The organism is Streptomyces sp. DT2A-34, from assembly GCF_030499515.1.
Lineage (GTDB): Bacteria > Actinomycetota > Actinomycetes > Streptomycetales > Streptomycetaceae > Streptomyces.
On the sequence record NZ_JASTWJ010000001.1, the window covers coordinates 3393823 to 3419814 of the forward strand.

19 protein-coding genes and 1 pseudogene are annotated in these 25992 nt (G+C 68.7%); 19 read left to right on the top strand and 1 reads right to left on the bottom strand.

Translation table 11 applies throughout. The features are described from left to right. The first annotated feature begins 188 nt into the window (after window positions 1-188). From QQM39_RS14725 to QQM39_RS14775, 11 genes are all read left to right on the top strand, one after another. The gene (locus tag QQM39_RS14725; protein WP_301997152.1) at window positions 189-2378 is read left to right on the top strand and encodes a glycosyltransferase; all 2190 of its coding nucleotides are present in this window, start codon (window positions 189-191) and stop codon (window positions 2376-2378) included. 12 nt (window positions 2379-2390) lie between these two features. After that, window positions 2391-4529: a 4-alpha-glucanotransferase gene (gene malQ, locus QQM39_RS14730; RefSeq protein WP_301997153.1), complete on the top strand. Its 2139-nt coding sequence runs from the start codon at window positions 2391-2393 to the stop codon at window positions 4527-4529. Continuing rightward, window positions 4526-5629, top strand: coding sequence for a glucose-1-phosphate thymidylyltransferase (locus QQM39_RS14735; RefSeq protein WP_301997154.1), 1104 nt, complete (start codon window positions 4526-4528; stop codon window positions 5627-5629). The genes malQ and QQM39_RS14735 overlap by 4 nt, the downstream gene beginning before the upstream one ends. 51 nt (window positions 5630-5680) lie before the next feature. After that, window positions 5681-6697 carry a dTDP-glucose 4,6-dehydratase gene (gene rfbB / locus QQM39_RS14740; RefSeq protein WP_301997155.1) on the top strand — a complete coding sequence of 339 codons (1017 nt, stop codon included), beginning with the start codon at window positions 5681-5683 and terminating at the stop codon, window positions 6695-6697. A 5-nt stretch (window positions 6698-6702) separates the two neighbouring features. Beyond that, window positions 6703-7713, top strand: coding sequence for a hypothetical protein (locus QQM39_RS14745; protein WP_301997156.1), 1011 nt, complete (start codon window positions 6703-6705; stop codon window positions 7711-7713). Further along, on the top strand, window positions 7710-8297 hold the full coding sequence (locus QQM39_RS14750) for a hypothetical protein (RefSeq protein WP_301997157.1): 588 nt from the start codon (window positions 7710-7712) through the stop codon (window positions 8295-8297). Before QQM39_RS14745 ends, QQM39_RS14750 begins: the two co-directional genes overlap by 4 nt. Next, window positions 8294-9742, top strand: coding sequence for a glycogen synthase (locus QQM39_RS14755; RefSeq protein WP_301997158.1), 1449 nt, complete (start codon window positions 8294-8296; stop codon window positions 9740-9742). Before QQM39_RS14750 ends, QQM39_RS14755 begins: the two co-directional genes overlap by 4 nt. 63 nt (window positions 9743-9805) lie before the next feature. Then, window positions 9806-10426, top strand: a complete 621-nt coding sequence (locus QQM39_RS14760; protein ID WP_301997159.1) for an SIS domain-containing protein — start codon at window positions 9806-9808, stop codon at window positions 10424-10426. A 5-nt stretch (window positions 10427-10431) separates the two neighbouring features. Beyond that, entirely contained in the window at window positions 10432-11511 is a 1080-nt protein-coding gene (galT, locus tag QQM39_RS14765) for a galactose-1-phosphate uridylyltransferase (RefSeq protein WP_301997160.1), read from the top strand. Beyond that, a complete protein-coding gene (locus tag QQM39_RS14770; protein WP_301997161.1) occupies window positions 11508-12503 on the top strand; it encodes a hypothetical protein in 996 nt (331 codons plus the stop codon). Before galT ends, QQM39_RS14770 begins: the two co-directional genes overlap by 4 nt. Before the next feature lie 82 nt (window positions 12504-12585). Then, on the top strand, window positions 12586-13824 hold the full coding sequence (locus QQM39_RS14775) for an MFS transporter (protein WP_301997162.1): 1239 nt from the start codon (window positions 12586-12588) through the stop codon (window positions 13822-13824). A 194-nt stretch (window positions 13825-14018) separates the two neighbouring features. On the opposite strand, the pseudogene QQM39_RS14780 reads toward QQM39_RS14775, so the two are convergent. Further along, a pseudogene (locus tag QQM39_RS14780) lies at window positions 14019-14627 on the bottom strand (NAD-dependent epimerase/dehydratase family protein); the annotation flags it as partial. Window positions 14628-14859: 232 nt separating this feature from the next. Between QQM39_RS14780 and QQM39_RS14785 the strand changes: the two are divergent. The 8 genes from QQM39_RS14785 to QQM39_RS14820 all read left to right on the top strand — a co-directional run bounded on the left by QQM39_RS14785 (window position 14860) and on the right by QQM39_RS14820 (window position 25987). Next, a complete protein-coding gene (locus QQM39_RS14785; RefSeq protein WP_301997163.1) occupies window positions 14860-15480 on the top strand; it encodes an HAD family hydrolase in 621 nt (206 codons plus the stop codon). 38 nt (window positions 15481-15518) lie between these two features. Further along, window positions 15519-16856 carry an ATP-grasp domain-containing protein gene (locus tag QQM39_RS14790; RefSeq protein WP_301997164.1) on the top strand — a complete coding sequence of 446 codons (1338 nt, stop codon included), beginning with the start codon at window positions 15519-15521 and terminating at the stop codon, window positions 16854-16856. Then, window positions 16856-18148, top strand: a complete 1293-nt coding sequence (locus tag QQM39_RS14795) for a type III PLP-dependent enzyme (RefSeq protein WP_301997165.1) — start codon at window positions 16856-16858, stop codon at window positions 18146-18148. The genes QQM39_RS14790 and QQM39_RS14795 overlap by 1 nt, the downstream gene beginning before the upstream one ends. Before the next feature lie 1023 nt (window positions 18149-19171). Continuing rightward, the gene (gene hsdR, locus QQM39_RS14800) at window positions 19172-21694 is read left to right on the top strand and encodes an EcoAI/FtnUII family type I restriction enzme subunit R (protein WP_301997166.1); all 2523 of its coding nucleotides are present in this window, start codon (window positions 19172-19174) and stop codon (window positions 21692-21694) included. A gap of 103 nt (window positions 21695-21797) precedes the next feature. After that, complete coding sequence (locus QQM39_RS14805) at window positions 21798-22397, top strand: hypothetical protein (protein ID WP_301997167.1); 600 nt, start codon at window positions 21798-21800, stop codon at window positions 22395-22397. After that, a complete protein-coding gene (locus QQM39_RS14810; RefSeq protein ID WP_301997168.1) occupies window positions 22394-23335 on the top strand; it encodes a nucleotidyl transferase AbiEii/AbiGii toxin family protein in 942 nt (313 codons plus the stop codon). Before QQM39_RS14805 ends, QQM39_RS14810 begins: the two co-directional genes overlap by 4 nt. Before the next feature lies 1 nt (window position 23336). Further along, entirely contained in the window at window positions 23337-24854 is a 1518-nt protein-coding gene (locus tag QQM39_RS14815; protein WP_301997169.1) for a class I SAM-dependent DNA methyltransferase, read from the top strand. Window positions 24855-24913: 59 nt separating this feature from the next. Then, window positions 24914-25987 carry a restriction endonuclease subunit S gene (locus QQM39_RS14820; protein WP_301997170.1) on the top strand — a complete coding sequence of 358 codons (1074 nt, stop codon included), beginning with the start codon at window positions 24914-24916 and terminating at the stop codon, window positions 25985-25987. Window positions 25988-25992 lie beyond the last annotated feature (5 nt).

Genomic DNA, 25992 nt, shown 5'->3' on the forward strand with positions numbered 1-25992 from the left:
TTCCGAGTCCGGAGCGGGCGACAAGACTCGATGGTCGCGCTATCGGTGCACTGGACAGGCATAGCCCAAAGGGGAGGTCTACATCCGTGCCGACGCCCCCCAGAATGTGAGGGCCGCCGGCCGCTTCTCCTTTTGGCCCCAGGCCCCGGAAGTACCAGGACAAGTAAGGCTGCGTAACGATGCATGTGGTGACCTTCGCCTTCGAGTGCGGGGCCTTCGACCCGCGACTGATGCGGAGCGGCACCGCTGCCCTGGTGTGGAATTCCGCGACCAAACTCGCGGAACGCGGACACACCGTCTCGATCGTCACGCCGGCGCACGGCCACGGCCGGTACCTGCGCGAGCGATACGGCGCCCGGGCCACCGCCTTCGCGGACGAGTTCCGGATGCCCTTCGTCCTGGATCCCGCGGTCTGGCGTGGCCTCCCTTCTCGCGTCGACGTGCCGCTGCGTACCGGAGCACTGCACATGAGGCATCAGGGAGTGGACCTCTACTTCCTGTCCAACACCTACCTCGACAAGCTTCACGAGACGTTCGTCCCGGACGCCGAGGCGGAGGGGCATGACCTCTCGTTCTTCAAGGAACTCGTGTTCCAGGTCGCGGGAGTCAGGTTCATTCGGCAGGTCCTGGGGGCCGCCGAGCTGGTCCAGGCGTACGAGCCGCATCAGCATTACCTGCTGCCGGTCGCGCTTCGCTCCGCGCCGGGGATTCCCGTCGTGAGCACTGTGGCCACGAACGTGCCGATCAACCACAAGGTCCACCGGCCGCAGGTGGAGGAGCTGCTGGCGCTCCTGGGAGCGGAAGCCGACCTCGACGTCTACGCGGATCCGCCCGAGGAGCCGGGAGCGCTGCACGAGGTCCTCCGCCGGTACCTTCCGTCGACACTGCTGGATCCGGCCGGACGGCCCGGCTATGTCAACTACCACTCCCTCGTCCTCGAATTCGCCTCGGCTGTCGACTTCCTGACGCAGGGACAGAACGACTACTGCGCGACGTTCGCGGACACCCCGTTCGAGGAGCGTTTCAGGCGACTGACGGTTTCTGAGGTGCTGCGGCGCAACGCGGGTAAGGCGTTCGTCGGAGGCTGTGCCGTCTCCGACAGCTGGTTGCGGCGGGAGGTGGCGAAGGGGCACCGCCGGGACTTTCTGGCGGGCCTCGGACTCGATCCGTCGTTGCCGACCTTTTACCACAGCGCGCGTTACGCACCCCACCACAAAGGACAGTTGGAGCTTTTCCAAGCGGTCGGTCGGGTGTTGGACGAGGGCCTGGAAGCCAACTTCCTGATCCGGTGCGCTCTGCCCGGCACGATGTCCCAGCAAGAGCTGCCGCCCTGCCTTCGCGAAGTGACGGAGAAGCACAAGAACCGGTTGCGCGCGGACTGGGAGATGGTCGATGAGGCCACGCTCTTCGATTACGCCTCGGCGGCCGACTTCTGCGTCTTTCCGTCGAAGTTCGAAATGGACACCTTCCTGATCGCTCAGGGCGAGGCCATGGCGTGCGGGGCGGTACCGATCGCCACCCTGCAGTCCGGCACCCGCCACTTCGGGCACGCCTTCGACTGGGCGGAGCAGGCCGAAGCCACCGGTTTCGCCGTGGCTCGCTCGTTCCGTCCGGACGACGACCTCCTGCGGGACCGCCTGGCCGAGCGGATTCGAGAGGCTGCCCACCTCTTCCGTCATGACGCCGACACCTGCACACGGCTGTCCGACCGCGCGGGCCGGACCGCCCGGCAACTCACCTGGGACGCCGCCACCCGGCTCCGCGAGGAGCGGTTCCGGCGCGTACTGGCCGGTGCCGTCGTCCCCGACGATCCCGAGACCCTGATCCGCCGGGGCTGGTACGACGGACTGGACGAGGAGACATGGGCGGCGCACCGCGAGCTGATCGCCTCGAGCGCCGCCGCGCAGGGCAGACCGCGGGAGTGTGTGCGCGCCTGCACCGGTCGTCCTGACATCGCGGAGGCGGCCTTCCGTACGGCGTACCGTGCCGCGCGATTCCAGGTGTGCGAGGCGCTGCTGGACATGCCGGGGCGCACGTGGGAAGCACACCCGGTCGGGCGCAGGCTGCGCGTGCGGGAGAGGGGCGGCCGTGCCGAGGTCGCTTACCACTTTCCGCATGCCGAGCGGGTCGAGCTGTTCACACCGGGAGCCGACAGCCCGGCGGACGGCTTCGGACAGCCGCTGAACCGGGACGGCGATGCCTTCCGCGGCAGCGTTCCAGGCCCGCTCCGCGACTGCCCCATGGTGCTGCTGATCACGTTGCCCACGGCCGCTTCGTCTGGGACGAGGTCCACCCGGTTCCGGAGCACTGAGCCCCCTCCATGCGCCGTCCGGCGCCTGCGAGCCGCTCAGCGCTCCGCTGCCTCATCGGACCGATAGGAGAAGACTTCCGTGACAGAACCCGACCGACCGGAGCCCGTACGGGACGCACTGGTCGACCTTGCCCGCGCCAAGGGTGTGGACACCTGGTACCGCGCCGCGGACGGTACGGACAAGCCCGTGTCCCGAACCACTCTCACGCGGGTGCTGGCCGCCCTGGGAGTCGATGCCTCGACTCCCGAGGGGATCCGGCAGTCACTCGAGCGGCATCGACGGGAGCAGGCGTCACACCTGCTGCCCCCTTGTGTCGTCGCTCGCGCCGGCCGTCCGGCGCGGCTGGAGGTGGGGACGGACAGCCGGGTCGTCGTGGACCTGGAGAACGGGGGCATCCGCGAAGTCCCGGCCGGTGAGCCGGGGGAACCGGGCGCCAGGACGCTGCCCGGCGACCTCCCTCTCGGCTACCACACCCTTCGGGCGACCTCGGCCGACGGGTGGGTGAGCACGCCGCTGATCGTGGTCCCGGACAGCATCCCGACGCCGGAGCGACGCGGGTGGGGCTTCGCCACGCAGCTGTACTCGGTCCTCTCCGACCGCTCCTGGGGAATGGGAGACCTGGGCGATCTGAAGAGCCTGGCCCGCTGGTCGGGCAGCGCACTCGGAGCGGACTTCGTCCTGGTCAATCCGCTGCACGCGATGCTCCCGGCCGCGTCCTCGGACCACTCCCCCTACTGGCCGTCCAGCAGGTATTTCGCGGACCCGGTGCACCTGAGGGTCGACACCGTGCCGGAGTACACGGCTCTGACGGGCGAGGACAAGGCCACGGTGGACGGACTGGCCGAACGAGCCGATCGCGTGCGGGAACGCGTGCTGTCCGGGGCCGATCTGATCGACCGTGACGTCGTGTGGCAGCTCAAGCGTGCGGCCCTGCAGCTCCTGCATCGGGTGCCGCCGACCTCCGAACACCTGCGCTCCTACCGCGAGTACGTCGCCCGGGAGGGCCAGGAGCTGACGGACTTCGCGACCGCGCGCGCACTGGCCGAGGTGTACGGGCCCGACTGGCGCACCTGGCCCGGTCCGCTGCGCCACCCCTCGTCGCTCGCCGTCCGGGCAGAGCGGGAGAGGCTGGCCCGGGAGGTGGAGTTCCACCGCTGGCTCGCCTGGCTCGTGGACGGTCAGCTGGCGGACGCCCAGGCGGCCGCGGAAGAGGCCGGGATGTCGGTGGGCGTGGTGCACGACCTCGCCGTAGGGGTGCACCCGGGGGGTGCGGAAGCCTGGGCCCTGCAGGACTGCCTCGCGACGGGGGTCACCGCGGGCGCTCCGCCGGACGCGTTCAGTGCCCAGGGCCAGAACTGGCGACTGCCGCCCTGGCGACCGGACGCACTGGCCCGGACCGGCTATGCGGCCTACGCCGGGCTGCTCCGCCGAGTCTTCCGGCACGCGGGCGCGGTACGCCTCGACCACGTCATGGGGCTCTTCCGGCTGTGGTGGATCCCCGAGGGCTCGGCCGTCGGGGAAGGGACGTACGTCCGCTACGACCCCGAAGCGATGCTGGGGGTGCTGGCTCTGGAGGCCCTCCGGGCGGGTGTGTACGTGATCGGCGAGGACCTCGGCACCGTCGAGTCCGGCGTGCGTGACGCACTCGCCGCACGTGGCGTGCTGGGAACGTCGGTCCTCTGGTTGACGCGTGAGAGCACGGCCTCCGGTGAGGAGGACCCGCACGGCGCGATCGTGCCCGCACACCGCTGGCGTCGACAGTGCCTCGCCACCCTCACCACGCACGACCTGCCCAGCTCGGCCTCCTGGCTCAGCGGGGACCACGTGGAGCTGCGCCACCGGCACGGCCTGCTGTCCGGGCCTCTCGCCGAGGAACAGCAGGCCGCCGACCTGCTGCGCCGGACCTGGCTGGACGAGGTCGCCCGAGCGGGCTGTGCCACCGAGGACGCGGACGGCGCCATCGCCCGTCTGGTCTCCCTGCACCGCTACCTGGCGCGCACGCCGTCCGTCCTGCTGGCGGCCTGGTTGCCGGACGTCGTCGGAGACGTGCGGAGCCCGAACCTCCCCGGTACGTCGGGCTCGTACCCGAACTGGCAACTGCCGGTCTCGGATACGCACGGCCGACCCGTCACACTCGACCGGCTGAGCACCGCGCCCCTGGCCCGTGAGCTGGCCGCCGCCCTCGCACCCGCTGCTTCGACCGGGGGCTCCCGGTGAAGGCACTCGTGCTGGCGGGCGGCACCGGAAGCCGGCTGCGTCCGCTCACCCACACCATGGCCAAGCAGCTGATCCCGCTGGCCAACAAGTCAGTGATCCTGTACGGCATCGAGGCGATCGTCGCGGCCGGGATCCGCGAGATCGGCGTGGTGGTCGGTGGAGCGGCTCGTGAGCTGAGGGACGTCATCGGTGACGGATCACGGTTCGGCGCCCGGGTCACCTACCTGGTCCAGGAGGAGCCGTTGGGACTGGCCCACGCGGTGCGGGTGGCGCGCGGCTGGCTCGGCGAAGACGACTTTCTGATGTACCTCGGGGACAACTACTTGTCGAGCGGCATCGCGGACCTCATGGCGCAGTACCGCGCCGAGCGGCAGGTCCGGCGGGGAACGGGCTCGCCGCTGCGCCCCGCCGACGCGTGGATCCTGCTGGCCAAGGTCGCGGACCCCACGCGGTTCGGCATCGCCGAGCTGGCGGGGAACGGGACGGTTGCGCGCATGGAGGAGAAGCCGGCGGCGCCCAGCAGTGACCTGGCGGTCGTGGGCGTCTACCTCTTCACCCCCGCCGTGCACGAAGCGGTGGCGGCCATCGAGGTATCGGCACGCGGCGAGCTGGAGATCACCGATGCCGTGCAGCGGCTGATCGACTCCGGGAGGACGGTCCGCGGGTCGCTGGTGACCGGCTACTGGAAGGACACCGGCAAGGTCGACGACCTGCTGGAAGCCAACAACGCCGTACTGGAGGACGTCGAGAGGTCGGTGCACGGCGATGTGGACGAGGACAGCGAGGTCATCGGGCGGGTGCGCATCGCGAAGGGCGCGTCGATCGTCCGGTCACGCGTCGTGGGCCCCGCCGTCATCGGTGCGGACGTCCACGTGCGCGACTCGGTCATCGGCCCCTTCACCTCGGTGGCCGACGGTTGTCGGATCACGGGGAGCGCCGTGCGCTCGTCCATCCTCCTGGACGGCGTACGCATCGACGGCGCCGGCCCGGTCGAGGGCTCGCTGCTCGGGCGGCACGCATGCGTGTCGGGCCCGGGGCCGGGGCCCCGTCCACAGCGGCTGGTGCTCGGCGATCACAGCAGCATCCTGCTCGCCGGCTGACCGTGCCCGTCCTCGAAAGGACCCACCTCAGGAAGGCTTTGAGGGCACATCATGAAGATCCTCGTCACGGGAGGAGCCGGTTTCATCGGCTCGCAGTTCGTCCGTTCCCTGTGCGCCTCGGGCGAAGGCACGGACGCGCCGCCGACCACGGTGACCGTTCTGGACGCCCTGACCTACGCGGGCAATCGCGCCAACCTCGCACCGTTGGCCGGTGATCCACGGCTTGTGTTCGTCCAGGGAGACATCCTCGACGCCGGCCTGGTCGACAAGCTCATGGCCGGCCACGACGCCGTCGTGCACTTCGCCGCCGAGTCACACGTCGACCGCTCGATCGCCGCGGGGCACGCCTTCGTCGCCACCAACGTTCTCGGGCTGCACACCTTGCTGCAGGCGGCCGTCAGGCACGGACCGCGCACCTTCGTGCACGTGTCGACCGACGAGGTGTACGGGACGATCCCGTCCGGCTCCTGGACGGAGGAGCAGCCCCTCGCGCCCAGCTCCCCCTACGCGGCGTCGAAGGCGGGCGCGGACCTCCTGGCGCTGTCGTACCACCGGACACACGGCCTGGACGTACGGATCACCCGCTGCTCCAACAACTACGGGCCCCACCAGTTCCCGGAGAAGCTGATCCCCCGCTTCGTCACCCGTCTCCTCGACGGACACAAGGTTCCTCTCTACGGCGACGGCCACCACGTGCGGGACTGGTTGCACGTCGAAGACCACTGCCGTGCCGTCCGCCTCGTCCTGGAACGCGGAAGGCCGGGCGAGGTCTACAACGTCGGCGGCGGCACCGAACTGTCCAACAGGAAGCTCACGCAGCGGCTGCTGGATCTGTGCGGCGCCGACTGGAGCAGCGTGGAACACGTGGCCGACCGCAAGGGCCACGACGCCCGGTACAGCGTCGACTGGTCCAAGATCCGGTGCGAGCTGGGGTACGCGCCGCGGCGCTCCTTCGCGGAGGGCCTGGCCGAGACGGTGTCGTGGTACCGCGAGAACCGCTCCTGGTGGGAGCGCCCGGATCCGTCCGGTCCCCACCCGTCCCTGTGTGCTGTGGAGAGGAACAGGTGAGCCACGTGTCCCCGCTTGTCGATTCGAGTTGCTACCACGCGGCGGTGGCTGCCCTGCTGCGCTCGGTGAACCCACAGGCCGACCCTGTCCGGGTGCTGGGCAACAGCGCCTCGACCGGGGCCGTCCGGGACGCCGAAGGACGGCCGGTCTTCGGCGAACCGTTCGTGCAGTTCTCGGCGATGGCCGAGCGGCGAGGTCACCGGCTGCTCGACCACCGTGTGCGCGACACCACGGAATGGCGGGCGGCGCTCGACGCCGTGGCCGAGGGCCGCACCGTCGCCATCGCGGCCGATGCCTACCACCTCAAGCACTTCTGGCCGGGATACGGCCGCAGCCACGCCCTGCACGCCATCGTCATCAGCGAGCTGGACCCGGTGGACGGGACCGTGCACGTCCTGGATCCGGGGCAGGCCGTCTACCTCGACGACCGGCTGCCGGTGGCGGACCTGGAGGCGGCGATGTGCCGGGAGGACGCGGGACAGTCCTGGATGGAGGTGCGGCGCGAGGGGCCGGAGCAGCCGGGGACATGGGCCCCGGGGCAGCTCGCGCAGGAACTGGCCGTGGCCGCCCAGGAGTTGACCCGGGGGCGTGACGGGTACCTCGGGGGCGCCGAACTGGTGGACGGCCTGCGGAGCCGGCTGGACGACTACGTGGAACTGGTGGCCGAGCGTCCCAGGGGTGCGGAGGGCAACGAGCTGAGCTGGGGAATCGGTCAGGGGCTCGTTCTCGGCCTGTGGTGGTACCACCACGTGCTCCGCTGGTTCTCCCGCTACCTCGGGCTGCTGGCGGACGACGCGGCGCTGCCGGTCGGGCCCGAGCCGGCCGCGGGAGCGGACCGGGCCTGCCGGGACATCCTCGTGGTGCGCAACCTCCTGATGCGTCTCGGGGTGATGCCCCGGACGACGGCGCGGGCCCGCGAGTTCCGCCGCCAGATCGGCGTCCGGCTCGACAGCGCGTACGACGATCTCCACGCCGTCGCGGCACAGTTGACGTCGGCGGTGGGAGTCGCCGTATGAGAGGCGTGACCGTGCCCGTCGGTGCCGTGGCCATCGATCTCGCACCGCACCGCAACAACGTCGGCTGCGCGACCGCGGAGAAGCCCGGCGGTGAGGGATTCGACGGCTTCGGCCGCTTCCTTCCGGCGAAGATGCTGCACGACCTGGCGCCGGCGCTCGGACTGGCGGAGGACCACGGCCAGGGCGCTCCCGACAACGTGGCCTGTGAGGGACAGCTGATCCGGCTGCCGCACACCGGCGTCGTGACGGCGCTGCACGCCGTGGGTGCCGGATCCGGCGGCTCCGTCCAGGAGGTGGTCCGGCTGCGACAGGGCCCCGGCGGCGAGGGAACGGACCTCGTCATCGGGTTCAGCGACGTCCTGGCTCGGCACCCCGCTGTCGGCGAAAGCTGCTGCGCCGAGGGGGAGTTCTTCCTCGACTCCGGTGGCGAGGCGGTTCCCGGTGCCGTGCCCCGGCTGTGGCAGGTGACCGTCGGGTGCACGGGCACGCCCCGCTGCACCTGGCTGGAACTGCCGTACAACCCGGACCTGCACCTCTTCGGGCTGTGGATGTCGTTCGCCGAGCACCGGGAGGTCGCACCGTGAGATGCCTCTATCTGTGCCAGGAGCTGGCACCGTATTTCGTGGAGGGCGGTCTCGGCCAGGCCGCGCGGGCGCTGCCGGAACTCCTGCACCGCCACCACGGCCTGGACCACACTCTGCTGATCCCCTATTATCCGCGGCTCGTCGACGAGCAGGGCCTGCGCACGGAGACGGTCGCCCGACTCCCCGCCGTGACGGCCGGCGACGCGGCAACGGTGGAGCGGCTGGTCGGCCACGACGGTTCCTGCGAGGTCTTCCTGCTGCGGTCCGACCGCTGGTACGACCGGGAAGGCATCTACCGCGACGACCGGTACGTGGAGTTCCCGGACGCCGCCGCACGGGCCGCCTTCTACGGAAGAGCGGCAGCACAGTGGGTACGCGGATCCGGGCGGTCCTACGATCTGGTCCACGGCAACGACTGGCAGTCCGGACCGGCTCTGGCGCACCTGCGCCATCTGCGGGGCGGGCGAGGACGGCCCGCTCTGCTGATGAACGTGCACAACGGCGAGTACCGGGGCGATGTGTCCCCGCGGCAGGTGGCGCGGCTGGGCCTGCCGGAGGAGTTCGCCGCACGGCTCCTCGACAAGGCGCAGGGCAGTCCGAGCCTGTTGCTGGCCGGCCTGCTGGCAGCGGACGCGGCCACGACGGGGAGCCCCGGCTACGCCCGCGAGCTCGCCGAGGCGTTCGCGGGCACGGCGCTCGGTGACGCGCTGGAGCCGCTGCGCATGGAAGGCATCGTGGCCGGCGTGGACCGCAGGGTCTGGGACCCGGCTTCCCCCGGCTCTCTCGCTGTTGCGTACGACGGCCGTGAGGTGGCGGAGGGCAAGCAGGCCAACAAGCGTCTGCTGCAATGCCGTACGGGCCTGGACGCCGATCCGCACATCCCCTTGTTCGCGGTCTGCGCCCGGCTCGTCCCCGACAAGGGCATCGATCTCGTATGCGCCGCCCTCGGCCCGCTCCTCACCAGCGGGCGCGCGCAGTTGGCCGTCGTCGGAACAGGCGACGCCGAGTACCTCAAGGTTCTCGCGGACCTCCAGCATCACGCTCCGCGGGCCGTCCACCACACCCCGCGCTTCGACCAGGAGCACGCCTCCCTGGTCTACGCGGGCGCCGACTTCACGCTCATGCCGTCGCGCGTCGAGCCGTGTGGCCTCAACCAGTTGATCGCCATGGCCTACGGCACCATCCCGCTGGTCAGCACGGTCGGCGGCCTACGGGACACAGTGACCGACCTGCGGGACGACCCGACGAAGGGCACAGGGTTCCACTTCGCGGCGCTCACCTCGGACGCGGTCGGGCACACCGTGGACCACGCGGTGAGGTGGCTGGCCGAACACCCCGGCGAGGTGGCCCGGACCCGGCGGCGGGCGATGTCCCACGACTGGTCCTGGGAGCGTACGGCCCGGCAGACCGCGCGACTCTACGAACGCGTGGTGGCGGGTGGCTGACCGGCTGCACCGCACCACGCACCCCATCACCGGCACCCTTCTCTCCGCGGACGGACGACGAACATGGACAGCACCCATCAGCGCACCGCCCACATGTACGGCTACCTGACGGGCATACGGCGGGCGGTCGATGAGCTCTCTCTCACCGAACTCCTCGGCGTGGCAGAGCTGTTGGAGGAGGTGTACCTCTCCGGACGGACCGTCTTCACCTGCGGGAACGGCGGGAGCGCGGCCACGGCATCGCACTTCGCGGTCGATCTGGCGAAGAACACCCGGCGGCCCGGTGCCGCGCCGATGCGCGTGTACTCACTCGTCGACCACGTGCCGGCGATCACCGCGTGGGCCAACGACGTCGGATACGAGTCGGTCTTCAGCGGTCAGCTCTCGGGACTGGCGGAAGAGGGCGATGTCCTCGTCGGCATCACCACCAGCGGCAACTCCCCCAATGTGCTGGAGGCACTGCGGCTCGCCCGTGAACTCGGTGTCCGGACCGTGGGACTGCTCGGCCCGGTCGCCGACAAGGCCGTCGCCCTGAGCGACCGCTACGTGAAGGCCCGCGTCGGCTCGATCGAGGAGCAGGAGGACATCCACATGATGATCGCGCACATTCTGACCCGGCACATGCGCGACTTCGTCACGGCGCGCCCCACCGAGCCCGCCCTCACCGCGGGAAGAGTCCGTTGACCCCCGTGCACCGCACCAGCGCGACGCTGACGGACGGACGGCACATCCACTACTACGACGAGCAGCCGGGGCGTACCCGAGCGGACGTACGCCACGCGCCCGTGCCGACGCCGGTCCCCTCCTCGTCACTGCGTCGCGATCCGACGACGCGCGAGTGGATTCTGATGGCGCCGCACCGACGCGGACGGTCGGCCGCCGGTCCGCACTGCCCCCTGTGCACCGACGCGCCCCCCGAGGCGGCGGAAGTACCGGGAGGCGCTTACGACGTGGCGGTTTTCGACAACCGTTTCCCCGCTCTCGGCGGCCCGCACCCGACCGGGCCGGCGGACGGCTCCGGGCTGCTCGCCAGTGCCCCGGCACCGGGACGCTGCGAGGTGATCTCGTACAGCAGTGACCACGCCACCCCACTGGCCCGGCTGCCGCTGTCCCGGGTCCGCACCGTGGTGGACGCGTGGGCGGACCGCACGCGGGAGCTCAACCGGGTCGACGGGGTGGAGCAGGTCGTGTGCTTCGAGAACAGGGGCGCGCAGGTCGGGGCCAGTCTGGACCATCCCCACGGGCAGATATACGCCTACCCGTGGGTTCCCGACCGGTTCCGGCGCATGCAGGAGACGGCGCGGCAGGAGCGTGCGCGCGGAGAGGGCTGTGTGTTCTGCAGGGTCCTGGAAGCCGAGGAACACGAGGGAAGCCGCGTCGTGGCGCGCTCTGCCCGATGGACGGCGTTCGTGCCGTTCGCGGCCCGGTGGCCGTTCGAGGTGCACCTCTACGCACGACGGCACGTACCGGACCTCTCCGCGCTCCAGGAGGAAGAACGCGACGACCTCTGCGACATCTACCGCTCCGTGCTGCGACGCTTCGAGACGGTGGCCGACCGGCCGTTGCCGTACATGGCGGTGTGGGTTCAGGCACCGGCCCGCCACGACCGTGAGCTGGCCCATCTGCGGGCACAGGTGTTCTCCGACCACTGGGACTCCGGGTCGGTCAAACGGATGGCCGCCGGTGAGCTGGGAGCGGGAGCCTTCGTGAGCGAGACGGACCCCGAGCGAGCGGCTGAGGCGCTCAGGCGGGCACCGGTGACGGCATGAGCGCGGACACGGGCATGTGGGTGAGCAGCGCCCCCCTGCGCATATCGCTCGCCGGCGGAGGCACCGACCTGCCCGGCTACGCCCTCCGCTTCGGGGGGACGGTACTCGGGGCCGGCACGGATCTGCGGGTCACGGTCATGGGCAGGCGGGCCCGCAGATCGACCGGGATCCGGGTGTGCCTGGACTCCTGCGGCCACGCGGAGTCGGCTCAGGAGCTGGCCAATCCCTTCGCCCGGGAGGCGATGCTCCGCCACTGGGACGGTACTCCCCTGGATCTCTTCTCCACGGGGGACGTGCCGGGAGCCACCGGCATGGGCAGCTCGGCCGCGTTCTGCGTCTCCCTGGTCGCCGGGCTGTCCACAAAACCGCTGGACGCGTGCTCGCTCGCGAGGGCGGCCAGCGACATCGAGATCGACGGCCTTGGACGGCCCGTGGGCCGACAGGACCACTATCTCTCGGCCCTGGGCGGATTCCGGCTGCTGCACTTCCACCGGGACGGCACCGTGGAAGTGGAGGACGTCGCGGTGCCGGCCGGGTTCAAGCACCGACTCGGCGAAGAGCTTCTGCTCTTCCACACCGGGACCAGCCGCGACGCCGGCGAGATCCTCAGCGACCAGGCCGGTGGCACGGAGAGGGGCGACAGGGACACCACGCACCGGTTGCACGAGATCAAGGAGCTCACCGCTCCCCTCAAAGACGCCCTTGTACAGGGGCGGTTGACCGAGGTGGGGCGTCTTCTCGGACGCCACTGGGAACTCAAACGCGGCCTCGGCGCCCGTGTGTCCCTGCCACGGGTCGACCGTGCTTACGAGGACGCCCTCGCCGTCGGTGCCACGGGGGGCAAGCTGCTCGGGGCGGGCGGGGGCGGGTTTCTGCTCCTGCACGTTCCCCTCGACCGACAGCATCCGGTGCGCGAAGTCCTGACCGCGCACGGCATGCGGGAGCAGCCGTTCGCCTTCGACACACGCGGAGCCGTCCTGCACACCCTCTGAGCCCTGCTCCGGCAGATCCTCCGCCATCCCCGGGCCGTTTCCCGGCCCTCATAACCCTGGAGAGTCGTTTCCGTTGTCCCTCTTGTCCCCATACCGCAACTTGTTCTCCCGCAAGGGGAGTTTCTCCTTCACCGCAGCCGGCTTCCTGGCCCGGTTGCCGCTGTCCATGTACGGCATCAGCACCGTGGTGATGATCGCGACCGTGCGCGACTCGTACGCGCTCGCCGGACTGGTCGCAGGGACCAGTCTCCTCGCCGCCGTGCTGGTCGTGCCGAGGATCAGCCGTCTGATCGACCGTCATGGACAAAGTCGCGTGGCCGTTCCGGCCACCGTGTTCTCGGTGGTCTTCTCCGTGCTGCAGGTGGCCTGTGTGCGGTACGGAGCTCCGGACTGGACGCTCTTCGCCACCGCTGTCCTGTCGGCGACCGCGCCCAACGTGGGAGGTATGGTCCGGGCGCGCTGGGCGGAAGCCCTCAAGGACGAACCCGACGCCATGCACACGGCGAACGCGCTGGAACAGGTCCTCGACGAGGTGGGTTTCATCGCCGGCCCGATCCTGTCCGTCGCCCTGTGCACGACGCTCTTTCCCGAAGCGGGAGTCCTGGGGGCGAGCGCCCTGACTCTGGGCGGCACACTGCTGCTCACCGCGCAGCGCAGGACGGAGCCGCCGGTCCACGAGCCGGACGCCGGTCAGGCGTCCTCGCCGCTGCGCAACCGAGGGCTTCAGATCATGATCCTCACCTTCCTCCTCACCGGAGCGATCTTCGGGTCCGCCGAACTCGTCACGGTCGCGTACACCGAGGCTCTCGGCCACGCCTCGTCGTCGGGGTGGGCGCTCGCCCTGCTGGCCCTCGGCTCGGCCGTCGCCGGGCTCGCCTTCGGCGCGCTCACCGTCACGGTCCGGCAGACCACGCAGTTCCTGATCGGAGTGGCCGCGATGGCGGCACTGATGCTGCCGCTGCTGCTGGCCGACGGACTGCCGTCGCTCGCGATACTGATGTTCGTCGCCGGCATGGCGACGGCACCCACGATGATCACGGGCATGACATTGGTCCAGCAGCTGGTGCCGGCGGCGCAGATCAACGAGGGCATGGCGCTGGCCGTGACGGGCTTGCTGGGCGGTAACGCCCTGGGGTCGGCCGTGGCCGGTCGTGTCGTCGAGTGGCAGGGCGCCGAGACGGGTTACTGGATTCCCTGCGGTGCCGCCGTCCTGGCGCTGGTGGCCGTCCTGGCCGGGATGAGGACGCTGACCCGCCAAGTGGCGGCGAGCACGGGCGGCACCGAAGGCGCCGAGGAACGGCAGGCCATGGAACAGCGCTGAGGAGCGGGTGCCGACCCGGTCCTTCGAACCGGGTCGGGCCTCACGCCCCGGCCGCGCCGCTCAGAGGGGCACGGAGCAGTTCGGAAACGGCTTTGTCCAGAACGGTCTTGTAGTAACGTCCACATCCCGCTCCGGGGTGACAGGGACCGCAGCTTTTCGATCGAGACCGAGTGCCTGCTTGTTTCCTCGACGTACTGACGCACCGGATTCGTCGCGGTCAGCGCGGTGACGTGGTCGACGATCGCGTCCACTTCCGTGGACCGGCCGGATGCCAGATTGATCGTTTCCCTCTCGATCCCGGTGCCCAACACCATGTCCGTCATCGCGACGAAGTCGTCGACGTCGAGCAGGTCGCGGCTCGCCCGACGGAAGATCCGCACCCGGCCGTCGAGGGCCTGCGCCACCAGGGCCGGGACCAGCTGGTGGGGCCGCTGCCGTGGGCCGACGAGATGGGTGAGACGCAGGATCAGCCAGGAACAGCCCGACTGCTTCACCAGGTTCTCCATGGCGAGCTTGTGCCGGCCGTACGCGGTGCGGGGAGTGTGTCCGCAGCTTTCCCTGCCCGAGCAGCCCCGGGTGCCGTACAACGCCGCGGAAGCCGTGGAGAAATAGAGCAGCTTCTCTCCCCGGGACGCGCAGCGGCGCGCCTGGCCGATCACCACGGCGGCCTCTCTCGCCAGTTCATGCTGCGCGTACTCAGCGCTGATCCGGGACACCCCGGCCGCCAGCGCGACGACCCCGGAATGACGGTGTGAGATCGTCCGCAAGGCGGTGGCGACCGATCCTCTTCCCACGATCTCCATGAACCCGTTCCTCCGGTGAACCGGGCGTCCCCCTGCCCAGACGTGCCATATGCGGTCGAACCTAGGCGGGCGGGGACGGCGCCGGAGGCGTCATCGGCGCGGACATGGCGCCGGACGTGTTGTCATACCCGACTGGCCCGGTTGTGGCGGCGGCAGGACCCGGGCTACTTCTTTTGGCACCACGTGATCGTTTCCGACCGGAAGGCGGTCACCGACCGGAAGTGGAGTGCTCATGACCTCCGTCCGCATGGTGCGGGCCGACCGCGGGAGCCGCACACCGCGTGCGCGCAAGCCGGCGGTCTTCCTCGATCGCGACGGAACACTCACAGAACCACGGCACTATCCGAGCCGGCCGTCGGATCTCGTCCTGCAGCCGGGAATCGGTCCTTGGCTGCGGGCCCTGAGGGAACACCACGGTGCGGCTCTGGTGGTCGTCACCAACCAGTCCGGGCTCGCCCGCGGCATGTTCACCGGCCTGGACCTGGCGGCGATGCACCGCCACCTGCGGACGGAGCTCACGGCCGTCGACGTGGAGCTGGACGCGATCTACACCTGCCCGCACCACGTCGACGGCGTGGTGACCGGGCTGGCGCGGAGCTGCTCCTGCCGCAAACCGGAGCCCGGGCTGCTGCTCCGTGCCGCGGCGGAGCTGCGCCTGGACCTCTCCCGGTCGTGGATGATCGGCGACTTCGCCACTGACGTCGAGGCGGGCAACCGCGCCGGCTGCCGGACGGCGTGGGTCGGGCCAAGGGCGGCTGTCACGGCAACGACCGGAGAGCTGCCGGTGCCGACACTGCGCAGTGCGACCACAGCGGAAGCCCTGCAGGCGATCTGCCGCGACCTCGACGTCTGAGCAGCCCGGCGGCGCGCGTTTCTACGAGGAAGGACAGCATGACGTTCACCCGAAGGCTCAAGCGGGCGTTGACGGGCGACCCCGAAGCGCGATTCGTCTACCTCAACAACTTCGAGGTCGAACGCGTCTGGGGGCAGAGCGAGCCCGGACTTCCGGGGTCGGGGTTCAGTTTCTCCGGTGCCACCGTCAACCGGATGGAGGAAGTCGGAGTCCTCCACGCCGACGTGAACGACATGGTCGTACTCAAAGCGCCCGTGGACGAGGAGTATCTGGCCTACCTCCAGTCGCTCGACGCCGCGCGGGGGCAGCGGCTGACCGTCGAGAACAACGTGCCGAACCGCTCCGTCACCCAGGACGCCCTGGCCTCCCCGCGGCTGCTGGAACATCTGCGCGGTCTCGATGACGGTCACACGTTTCTGGCACCGCTCGGCATCTCGCCCGACGAAGAGCGGCTCTCCGAAGTCACCGGACTCCCGCTGTCCGGGCCGTCGGCAGCGGTGTGCAGGCACGTCAACGGCAAGATCTTCAGCCGTGAGCTGGTGGACGACACCGGCTTGACCAGGGTGCCGGGCGCGGTGTGCCGCACGTACGAGGAACTGGAAGAGGCGATCGCCGCCCATCTCGGCGAAGGGTCACGGGTGGTGGTCAAGGAGTCCCTCGGAGTGTCGGGCCGAGGCATGGTCGTGCTGGACGGCCGTCGCCGCGCGGACCAACTGCTGCGGATGCTGGCTCGCCGGGGGAGGCAGGCTCCGGTCTCGCTGGTCGTGGAGGAGTGGATCGACAAGCGGTCGGATCTCAACTACCAGTTCACCGTGGACCGCGACGGCGCGACCCGGTTCGAGACGGTCAAGACGGCGCTGACGCAAGACGGCGTCCACCGCGGCCACCGCTTCCCACCGGACCTGCGGCCTGACGAGGTGGAAGACCTCCGCTCGGCCTCCGCGGTCATCGGAAAGCGGCTTGCCGACGAGGGCTACTACGGTCTGGTCGGGGTGGACGCCATGCTCGGCACCGACGGCACGCTCTACCCGTGCCTCGAGATCAATGCCCGCTTCAACATGGCGACCTATCAGAACCGCGTCGCCGAGACGCTGTTCGGCCCCGCGCAACATGCGCTGGCCACGGTCATCCATCTGCGCCCGACCCGCACGTATGCGTTCAGCGAGGTCAGCCGGGCTCTCGGCACACTGCTGTACCGGAGCCCCGGAGGAACCGGCGTACTGATCAACAACTACGCGACCCTGAACGCGGCTGTCACCCCGGGAAAGAGGTCCGCCGGGCGGCTCTATGCCATCTGCGTCGCGGACACCCCCGCCGACGCCGAGGAACTACGGAGCGCCGCCGAGCAGGCACTCCTCGAAATGGTGAATCAGTGATGAACACGGAGAACGACAGGAACGACAGGAACGTCAACTGGTCCGGCATAGCCGACCAGTACGGGACTCCTGCCTACGTCTACGACGGTGACGGCCTGGTCGAGAACTTCCGGGAGCTGCGGGCCGCCCTGCATCCGGGACTGGAGATCTTCTACTCCCTGAAGGCGAACCCCAATCGAAGCGTGTACGAGCTGCTGCGCGCTGCCGGAGCCGGTGCCGAGGTGTCCTCCCTGGCCGAGCTGCGGACAGCGTTGGCCGTCGGCACCTCGCCCCGGGACATCCTGTTCCTCGGCCCCGGCAAGAGCACCGAGGAAATCGCCGCGGCCGTCGACGCCCGCATATACGGCATCGTCTGTGAGTCCTTCGGCGAACTGGACCTCATCGAGCGGTGCGCGCGCGAACGCGGAGTACGCCAGCGGGTGCTCCTGCGCATCAATCCCGCGTACTCGGTGACCGGTTCGCGACTCACCATGGGGGGCCGCCCCCGCCAGTTCGGCATCGACGAGGCCGCGCTGTCGGCCGCGCACGACCTCGGCTCCAGGTATCAGCACGCCCATATCGCCGGAATCCAGGTGTACATGGGTACGCGCATCCTGGACGAAGAGATCATCGTGAAGAACACCGCCTACGTCCTCGATCTGGCCGACCGGGTGGCCGCGGCCACCGGCGTTCCCCTGGAGGTCGTGGACATCGGCGGGGGCATGGGGGTGGCCTACTTCGACGGTGAGCACGACCTCGATGTGACCGAGCTGGCGAAGCAACTCAATCCCCTGCTCGACACGTTCGCATCAACACACCCCGACACCAGGATGATCATGGAGTCCGGCCGGTATCTGACGGCTCGCTTCGGCACCTACCTCATGCGGGTTCGCTACACGAAGGAGTCCATGGGGGAGCGATTCGCCGTGACGGACGGCGGCACGCACCATCACATGGCCGCGGTCGGTATCGGCTCGTTCGTGAAACGGAACTTCCCCATCGAACTGCTGGCCGGCGAAAGCGACTCGGAGACACCCGGTCCCTGGAACGTCACCGGACCGCTGTGCACACCGAACGACACGGTCGCCAAGAACGCCCAGCTTCCGCCGTTGCACCGCGGAGACCTGCTCGGAGTGCACAGATCGGGAGCGTACGGCCCGACCGCCTCACCCGTCTTCTTCCTCAGCCACGGCTACCCCGCCGAGGTCGTACTCCTCGGCGGACGGTCCTTCCTGGCACGTACCCGGGACACCGTCGATGACCTTCTCAGCCGTCAGCCCGAGCACGCACTCGGGTCGTACGTCCAGGGGTGACCGGCGCAAGGGGCCCGACCGGGATACGTCGGACCCGTCCTGACCTCTGCCTTTGAAGGAAGCGAGGTGGTGGAATCGCGCCTAGACGTTGAAGCGGAACTCCACGATAAGGCTTTGACCTGCGGAAATGCGCGGGCATCCAGCACCGATCCAGCACCGTCGAAACTTATCCCAGCACATCCAGTCCGTCACGCTGCGGACGAAGTCACTCCGAGTCTGCCACGATCGGGCGCAACGATCCCACGCCTCGGGGATCAGGTGGCTGTAGATGTCCACGGTCGCCTTGATCGGCTTGTGGCCGAGCCAACGAGAGACCTCGTGGATCAGGACACCGTTTGCCAACGCAGAAGAAGCGAAGAAGTGCCGCAACGAGCACGGGGGGCCTTCGCGGTGCCGTCGGGCTTGGCGATGCCGACCGCGATCTGCGCCTTTCGGAAGTTATAGGAGTAGGTCATAGCCGTAGGCATGACCCCCTTCCCGCGCTCTCTCGGCGCGTAGAACCTCGACCACCCACGGGCGATCGGCGTTGTCCTCGAACTCAAGAGGGGTCGACCGTCACATCACCCCATGCTCATGACGTTCGTCGACTTTGAAGGGCGCTACCGACACCTCACGGCACGCACCCTCTTGCCGGTGTTCGAGCGGGACGAGCCTCTTCTTGCAGTCCTCGCGGTTGGCCTTCGCACTGATCTGCCAACGGACACGGATGAAGTCATCACGTAGGCAGCGACGTGGGAAGCAAGCGCGTCGCTGATACCAAGGCTCGCACCGGCCTGCAGAGGGATCGTCAGCTCGCGCTGAGGAGAGATTCGTCGGTGAACTGACGGTCACATGGCCACACCCGGACTGACGTGGAGGTCGTCCGCGTCGCAGACGGCGAGCGCGGATGACCACCGCCGGTCAGCCCGGTCACGGGCTCCCGTGATACTGCCGAACTGGGTTCCAAAGGAAAAACCGGCCGGAGCGGTGACTGATTCCGCTCTCCCGGCCCAACTGTCAGAGACATGCAGTAAATCTGGTCCCATGACCTTCGGTTCGTATCAGATGACCGAGGACGAGACGTGCAAGCGGTTCGTCCTCCCGGCACTCGCGGCCTCCGGGTGGGCCACTCAGCAGATCAGGTCCCAGTACGGGATCAACAACGGACAACTCGTGCCGACCAAGAGGCGTCACCGCAAGGGAAGGCCGCTGGTCGCCGACTACGTCCTCGAGTACGTCGCGGACGTGCCGATCGCCGTGGTGGAGGCCAAGCGATACCGGCTCAGCGCGGAGAACGGGGTCGAGCAGGCGCGGCGGTACGCGCGCAAGTTGGGGCTGAGATTCGCCTACGCCACCAACGGCCGTGAGATCGTGGAGATCGACTTCAGCGACCCGAAGCGGCCGGTGATCCGGGACATCCAGGAGTTCCCCTCCCCGCAGGAGCTCTGGGGGCGGTTCCTTCAGGACCAGGGTGTGAGTGACACGCCGCTCGGCGAGCGACTTCTCTCGACCCCGTACGACTACACGCTGCGCAACTCCGACAGCACCTCCCAGCGGCCGCGCTACTACCAGCGGGTGGCCGTGACAAGGGCCTTGGCCGCTCTGGCCCGCGACGAGCGGCGCATCCTACTCGTCCTGGCGACGGGCACGGGCAAGACCATGCTCGCACTCCAACTGGTGGCTCGGCTGATGAACGCCCCCGAGGCTTTCGGCGGCCGGAAGCCACGTGTGCTGTACCTCGCGGACCGCAACATGCTCGTCGATGATCCCAAGGACCGCTACTTTCAGGAAGTGTTCGGGAAGGACGACGTCCACAAGATCACGGGAGGTCAGGCCAAGCGCGGACGGAAGGTCTACTTCGCCCTGTACCAGACCCTGGAGCAGGGTGCGCCGGGAGAGGAGCTGTACCGGCAGTACCCGAAGGACTACTTCGACGTCGTCATCGTGGACGAGTGCCACCGAGGGAGCGCCGCCAGTGACGGTCGCTGGCGGAGGATCCTTCAGCACTTCTCGCCGGCCGTACAGATCGGCCTGACCGCCACGCCGGTCGCCGATGACAGGCGGAAGACCGACACGTACGAGTACTTCGGCAACCCCGTCTTCACGTACTCGCTCAAGGACGGCATCGAGGACGGATTCCTCTCGCCGTACCGACTGCGCAGGGTCCGGCTGAACGTGGACGTGGAGGGTTACCGGCCGCAGCCGGGTGAGAAGGACATCTACGGCCGGGAGATCCCTGACGATCTCTACGGCCCCAAGGACTACGAACGGGTCATGGTGATCCTCGAGCGGACCGAGTTGGCGGCGCGGTACCTCCTTGACCATCTGCGCGCCACGGCCGAGGAGGGGCGGCTCGGCAAGACCCTCGTCTTCTGCGAGAACAACGACCACGCGGCCCGTATGCGGACCGCGTTGTTCAACGGCGCCCCCGAGGAGGTGGCCGCGCTCCCGGACTTCGTGCGGCGCATCGTCGGAGACGACGGTTCGCACGGTGGCGAAGCGCTGGAGGAGTTCCGCAAGGCAGACAGCAACGAGCCAGTCATCGCGGTGACGTCGAAGCTGCTGTCGACGGGAGTGGACATACCACCGGTGCGGAATGTGGTGCTGTTCCGGCGCATGGCCTCCATGCCGGAGTTCAAGCAGGTCATCGGCAGGGGCACTCGACTCTGCCCAGAGATCGGCAAGGAGTCGTTCGACATCATCGACTTCGTCGAGGCGTCGCGGCTCTTCGACGATCCGGCCTTCGACGGGCCGCCGCTCAAGGTGGTCCGGGACTGGACCGACGATCAGGGTGAGGTGGTGGACTCGGAGGATCTGACCCCTGCGCCTGAGTCCGGGCCGGATATGGACGCCGAGTCCGCCGCTGAGCCGCAGGCGGAGTACACCCAGCAGGACGGCGGTGTTTTTGACGCTGATGGCGACTCCGTGGCAGGAGCGCAGGACGGCGACATCACCGACGACGAGGAGATCGACAGGATTCTTTCCCGCTCCAGGAACCGGTTCACGGTCAAGGATGTCGACGTCTACAAGGTGGGTGAGCTGCGGTACATCCTCAAGGACGACGGAAAACGACTCCAACTGGTCACCGTGCAACAGTGGGTGCACGACCGGGTGCTGGAACTCGATCTCGACCCGGCCCAGTTGCGCACTCAGTGGGCGCAGGCGAAGAGCCGTGCCGTTCTGATGGAGGCGCTGAAGTCGGCACAGATCGATGTGGAGCGTCTGCCCGAGGAGTTGGGCATGCGCGAGGTGGACCCCGTGGACCTGCTGGTGTCCGTGGCCTGGGAGGGGCTCGCCGTCGTGAGCCGGGACGAACGGCTGACGTGGTTCCGCCGGGAGCACGCGGAGTTCCTGGCCTCCTTCGAGCCCCGGGCCAGGGAGGTGCTCGAAGCGATGCTCCTGAAGTTCGAGGAGTCGGGGTCGCCGCAACTGAAGGTGGAGACGCTCAGGGTGCCGCCGTTCACCGAAATGGGGCGGGTGGCGGAGCTGACCAGCCGGTTCGGAGAGCCAGGCAAGGCACATCAGGCCATCGACGATCTGGCGGCCCGGCTACTCACCGCGGTCTGACCTGCACCGAGGCGTAAAAGTATAAGCTGACTTTACTTCGATGTTGGCACGTTACATTGAAGTAAAGGCGTCTTTGTGTTTTCAGTGCTGTTACGCTGGGGAGGTGCTCAGAGATCGTACGGACACCCGCGCCACGCTCTGGCGGATCGCCGCCGGACAGCGGGGGTATTTCACCGCCGCACAGGCCCGGAAGGCGGGGTACTCGTACCAGGCCCAGCGCTACCACGCGCAGCACGGCAACTGGCTTGCGGTCGACCGGGCCATCTACCGCTTCCGTGAGTTCGCGGACCTGCCGAGCGAAGGCGACGAGCAGTTCGTCCGCTGGTCGCTGTGGAGCAGGGGGCGCGCGGTGATCTCACATGCCAGCGCTCTGGCGGCCCATGATCTGGGGGTGGCCAACCCCTCCCGCATCCATCTCACCGTGCCGCGCGCCTTCCGACAGACCACGGACGCGGTGATCCTGCACCATGCCGATCTCGCCGACGGAGACAGTGAGGGGCGTGCCGGATACCGGGTGACGACGCCGCTGAGGGCGCTGGCGGAGAGTGCTGCCGACGGGGAGGACCAGGACGTGCTCGAATCCGCGGTGTCCGAGGCCCTGGAGCGCGGAATGATCACCCGTCGGAAGCTGCTGCACGCAGCCCAGCTTTGCGGACCACGGTCCGAGCTGGGAATCGAGCGCGCGCTCGGAGCTCTGTCGTGACCGGGCGGTACCGGAATGCGGCGGACCTGAGGAGGGCGCTGGAGGCGCGACTCAAGCAGGAGGCCGCCGAGACCGGTGCGGACCTGGCTCGACGACGGCGGCTGGTCGTCTTCGACCGCCTCGCGGCGCGGCTGGCCGAGGACCGCGCCGGCGGCTGGGTACTGAAGGGCGGTGCCGTCATGGAGTTCCGCTTCACCGGGCGCGCGCGCACCACCAAGGACCTCGACCTGGCCGTACGGCCTGATCCGGTCGGCGGAGGTCTTGACGGGGATGCGGTCCGCGACCTGCTCATCGAGGCTCTGGACCGCGACCTCGACGCCGACGGATTCCGGTTCCGTGTCGCGGCGCCGGTGGCCCTGAAGGCGGACGTCGCCGGGCGGGGTGGGTGGCGCTTCTCCGTCGAGGCGCACCTGGCGGGGAAGGTCTTCGCCGGTGTCAGGGTGGACGTGGTCGACCGTGGCGAGGAGATCACACTCACCGAGCGCCTGCCCCTCCCCAACACGCTGGAGTTCGCCGGTGCGCCAGCGCGTGCGATCGAGGCGGTCGACCGGCGTCAACACTTCGCGGAGAAACTCCACGCGCTCACCCGCGACTACGGCGATCGGCCCAATACCCGGGTCAAGGACCTGGTGGACCTCGTGCTCCTGATCGAGAGCGGGCTCTCCGGCGACATGGACCTGTTGAAGGCCGTGCGACACGTGTTCGCGGTACGGGCCACGCACGAGGTTCCCCTCGTGCTTCCTGACCCGCCGCCGCGGTGGCGGGACGACTATCCGGAGATCGCCAGGGAGTTGGCGACCAGCATTCCACCGACCCTCGACGCCGCGATGGCCTTGGTCCGCGAGCTGTGGGCCCGGACGCTTGCTGAGGACGCAGGGACGGGCGACGGAGACACCGCATTTCCGGGACGGAACGAGCAGAAGGACCAACTGAACTGACATGGCAGCGACCAGAAGGAAAGCGGCGGAAAAGGCACCCGTCACCACTCAGGCTCGCCTGGCGTCCCTGATCAAGTCCGCGCGCGACACCATGCGCAAGGACGCCGGCATGAACGGCGACCTGGACCGGTTGCCGCAGCTGTCCTGGCTCCTGTTCCTCAAAGCATTCGAGGAGCGCGTCGAGGAGGAGGGCGAGGCGCTGGACCCGGGCGGATACCGCCGGGCGATCGAGAAGCCATACCGTTGGACGGACTGGGCGACGGACGAGGACCTCAGCGGCAACGAGCTGAAGGCCTTCGTTAACGACGAGCTGATCCCCTACCTGGCGGGCCTGGGCAGGGAGGCCGACCGGGGGGCGGAGGACCCGCGCAACGTCATCTCGCTGATCTTCAAGGACGTCGTCAACCGCATGCAGTCGGGAACGCTGCTGCGTGACCTCGTGAACATCGTCAACAAGATTCACTTCATCTCGCACGACGACATCCACACCATGGCGTTCGTCTACGAGTCGATCCTGCGGGAGATGCGCGACGCGGCCGGCGACTCCGGCGAGTTCTACACACCGCGCCCCGTCAACCGCTTCATGGTGCGGCAGTCGTTCCTCGAACTCGGCGAGACGATCCTCGACCCGGCCTGTGGGACCGGCGGATTCCTGGTGCAGGCGTACGAGGAACTGGAGGGGAGGGTCAAGACCGAGACGCAGCAGCGCGAGCTCCACGCGAACCTCAAGGGCATCGAGAAGAAACCGCTGCCGTATCTGCTGGCCTCGATGAACCTGCTCCTCCACGGCGTTCACGCCCCCCGCCTCCGGCGCGAGAACGCACTCCTCACTATGCGGAACGCGCAGGCGGCGGACAAGGTGGACGTGGTCCTCACCAACCCGCCGTTCGGCGGGGAGGAGGAGTCGTCGGTCGTCACGGCCTTCCCGTCCGCCTTCCAGACGCAGGAGACGGCCTGGCTCTTCCTGTACTCGATCTTGGACCAGCTGAAGCTGGGCGGCCGCTGTGCGATCGTCCTGCCGAACGGCTCGCTCTTCGCCTCCGGCGAGAACTCGATCGGCGCGAAGATCAAGAAGAAGCTGATGAAGGAGTGCAACCTGCACACCGTCGTTCGCCTTCCCCAGGGGGTTTTCGCTCCCTATACGCAGATCCCGTCCAACATCCTCTTCTTCGAGAAGACCGGCCCCACGCGGGACGTCTGGTTCTACGAGATCCCCCTCCCGGAGGGCCGCCGCGGCTACACCAAGACGAAGCCGCAGCAGCTGGAGGAGTACGACGACTGCGTGGCCTGGTGGGGCGGCAAGACGCGCGAGGGCCGCGAGGCGGGGGAGCGCGCGTGGTCGGTCCCGGCGGCGGAGATCATCGCGGACGGCTACAACCTCGATCGCCCCAACCCGCACATCGGGGATGAGTTGGCCCACCGAACGCCGGAGGAGCTGGTGGACGAGCTGGTGAAGACGGAAGAGGAGATCCTCCGGTTGCTGACGGAGTTGCGCGAAGGGCTGGGCGGAGAGCGATGAAAGCGCCTGACGTTCGTCCGCTAAGTGACATCCTTCGCGTAAATATCGATGCTCACGTCGTGACCTCAGAAGAGGTCTATCGCATCGCTGGGGTTCGTGGATTCGGAAATGGGGTGTTCGCGCGCGAGCAAATTACAGGTGGGCAGACCAGCTACAAGGTGCTTCACCGAATGGCCGGTGGACAGTTCGTCATGAGCCGCCTAAAGGCGTTCGAGGGGGCGATCGCGCTAGTGCCGGACGAATTCGACGGATACTTCGCTTCCCCAGAGTTCCCTACCTTCTCTTTGAGGGAGGGAGTTGGGGAAAGTCGTTACGTGAAGCACTTGTTTGGCTGGCCAGCCTTCTGGGATATGCTGAAAGGCGAGTCTAAGGGAATCGGCGCCCGTCGAGAGCGGGTCAGTGCAGAGCGTTTGCTAGCGCTCCAAGTACCTCTGCCGCACCTGAATGAACAGCGCCGCATCGCCGACAAGCTGGACGCGGCGATGGGCAGTATTACCCGAGTGGCGCAGCTGAAGAAGGAGTCGGACGCGCTAGTGCAACAGCACGCGGATTCGCTGCTCAGGTCTGTGGACCAGGTTGCGACCCTCGGCTCCGCTCTGCGCGTCGACCAGGACTTTGTCGACGTTTCGTCAGACGAGAAGTACGCCGTCACCGGTATCTACAGCTTCGGCAAGGGGCTCATCAAGCGTCCCGTCATTCAGGGCTCCGAGACCGCGTATCCGCGATTCGCGCGCCTGCGTAAGGGCCAAATCGTGATGAGCAAGCTGAACGCATGGGAAGGCGCGCTAGCCGTCGTCGACGAGAGTTTCTCGGGCACTTACGTCTCGCCCGAGTACCCGGTTTTCAGCCTGAACACCGAGACCGCGCACCCCGCGTACATCGGCCACCTCCTCGCGTGGCCGGAACTGTGGTCCAGGCTGACGCCTCGTGGCTCGATGGTGCGACGCAAGCGCACCACCCCGGCCACCCTGCTCTCCACGGAGGTCCCGCTCCCTCCGCTGCCGGAACAGCGCCGCATCGCTGAACGCCTCACGCTGGCCCGCCGCGTCGCCGAGGCCGGCGCCCGGCAAGTCGTCGACCTGGAGGTGCTGCGTAAGGGCCTGCTCGACGCCGCCTTCTCCGGGCGCCTGTAGGCGGG

Coding starts and splice junctions, on each gene's coding strand:
- rfbB (WP_301997155.1), top strand. CDS start 5,681: ATGAAGATCCTCGTCACGGGAGGAGCCGGTTTCATCGGCTCGCAGTTC.
- QQM39_RS14750 (WP_301997157.1), top strand. CDS start 7,710: ATGAGAGGCGTGACCGTGCCCGTCGGTGCCGTGGCCATCGATCTCGCA.
- QQM39_RS14760 (WP_301997159.1), top strand. CDS start 9,806: ATGGACAGCACCCATCAGCGCACCGCCCACATGTACGGCTACCTGACG.
- QQM39_RS14770 (WP_301997161.1), top strand. CDS start 11,508: ATGAGCGCGGACACGGGCATGTGGGTGAGCAGCGCCCCCCTGCGCATA.
- QQM39_RS14785 (WP_301997163.1), top strand. CDS start 14,860: ATGACCTCCGTCCGCATGGTGCGGGCCGACCGCGGGAGCCGCACACCG.
- QQM39_RS14790 (WP_301997164.1), top strand. CDS start 15,519: ATGACGTTCACCCGAAGGCTCAAGCGGGCGTTGACGGGCGACCCCGAA.
- QQM39_RS14795 (WP_301997165.1), top strand. CDS start 16,856: ATGAACACGGAGAACGACAGGAACGACAGGAACGTCAACTGGTCCGGC.
- hsdR (WP_301997166.1), top strand. CDS start 19,172: ATGACCTTCGGTTCGTATCAGATGACCGAGGACGAGACGTGCAAGCGG.
- QQM39_RS14815 (WP_301997169.1), top strand. CDS start 23,337: ATGGCAGCGACCAGAAGGAAAGCGGCGGAAAAGGCACCCGTCACCACT.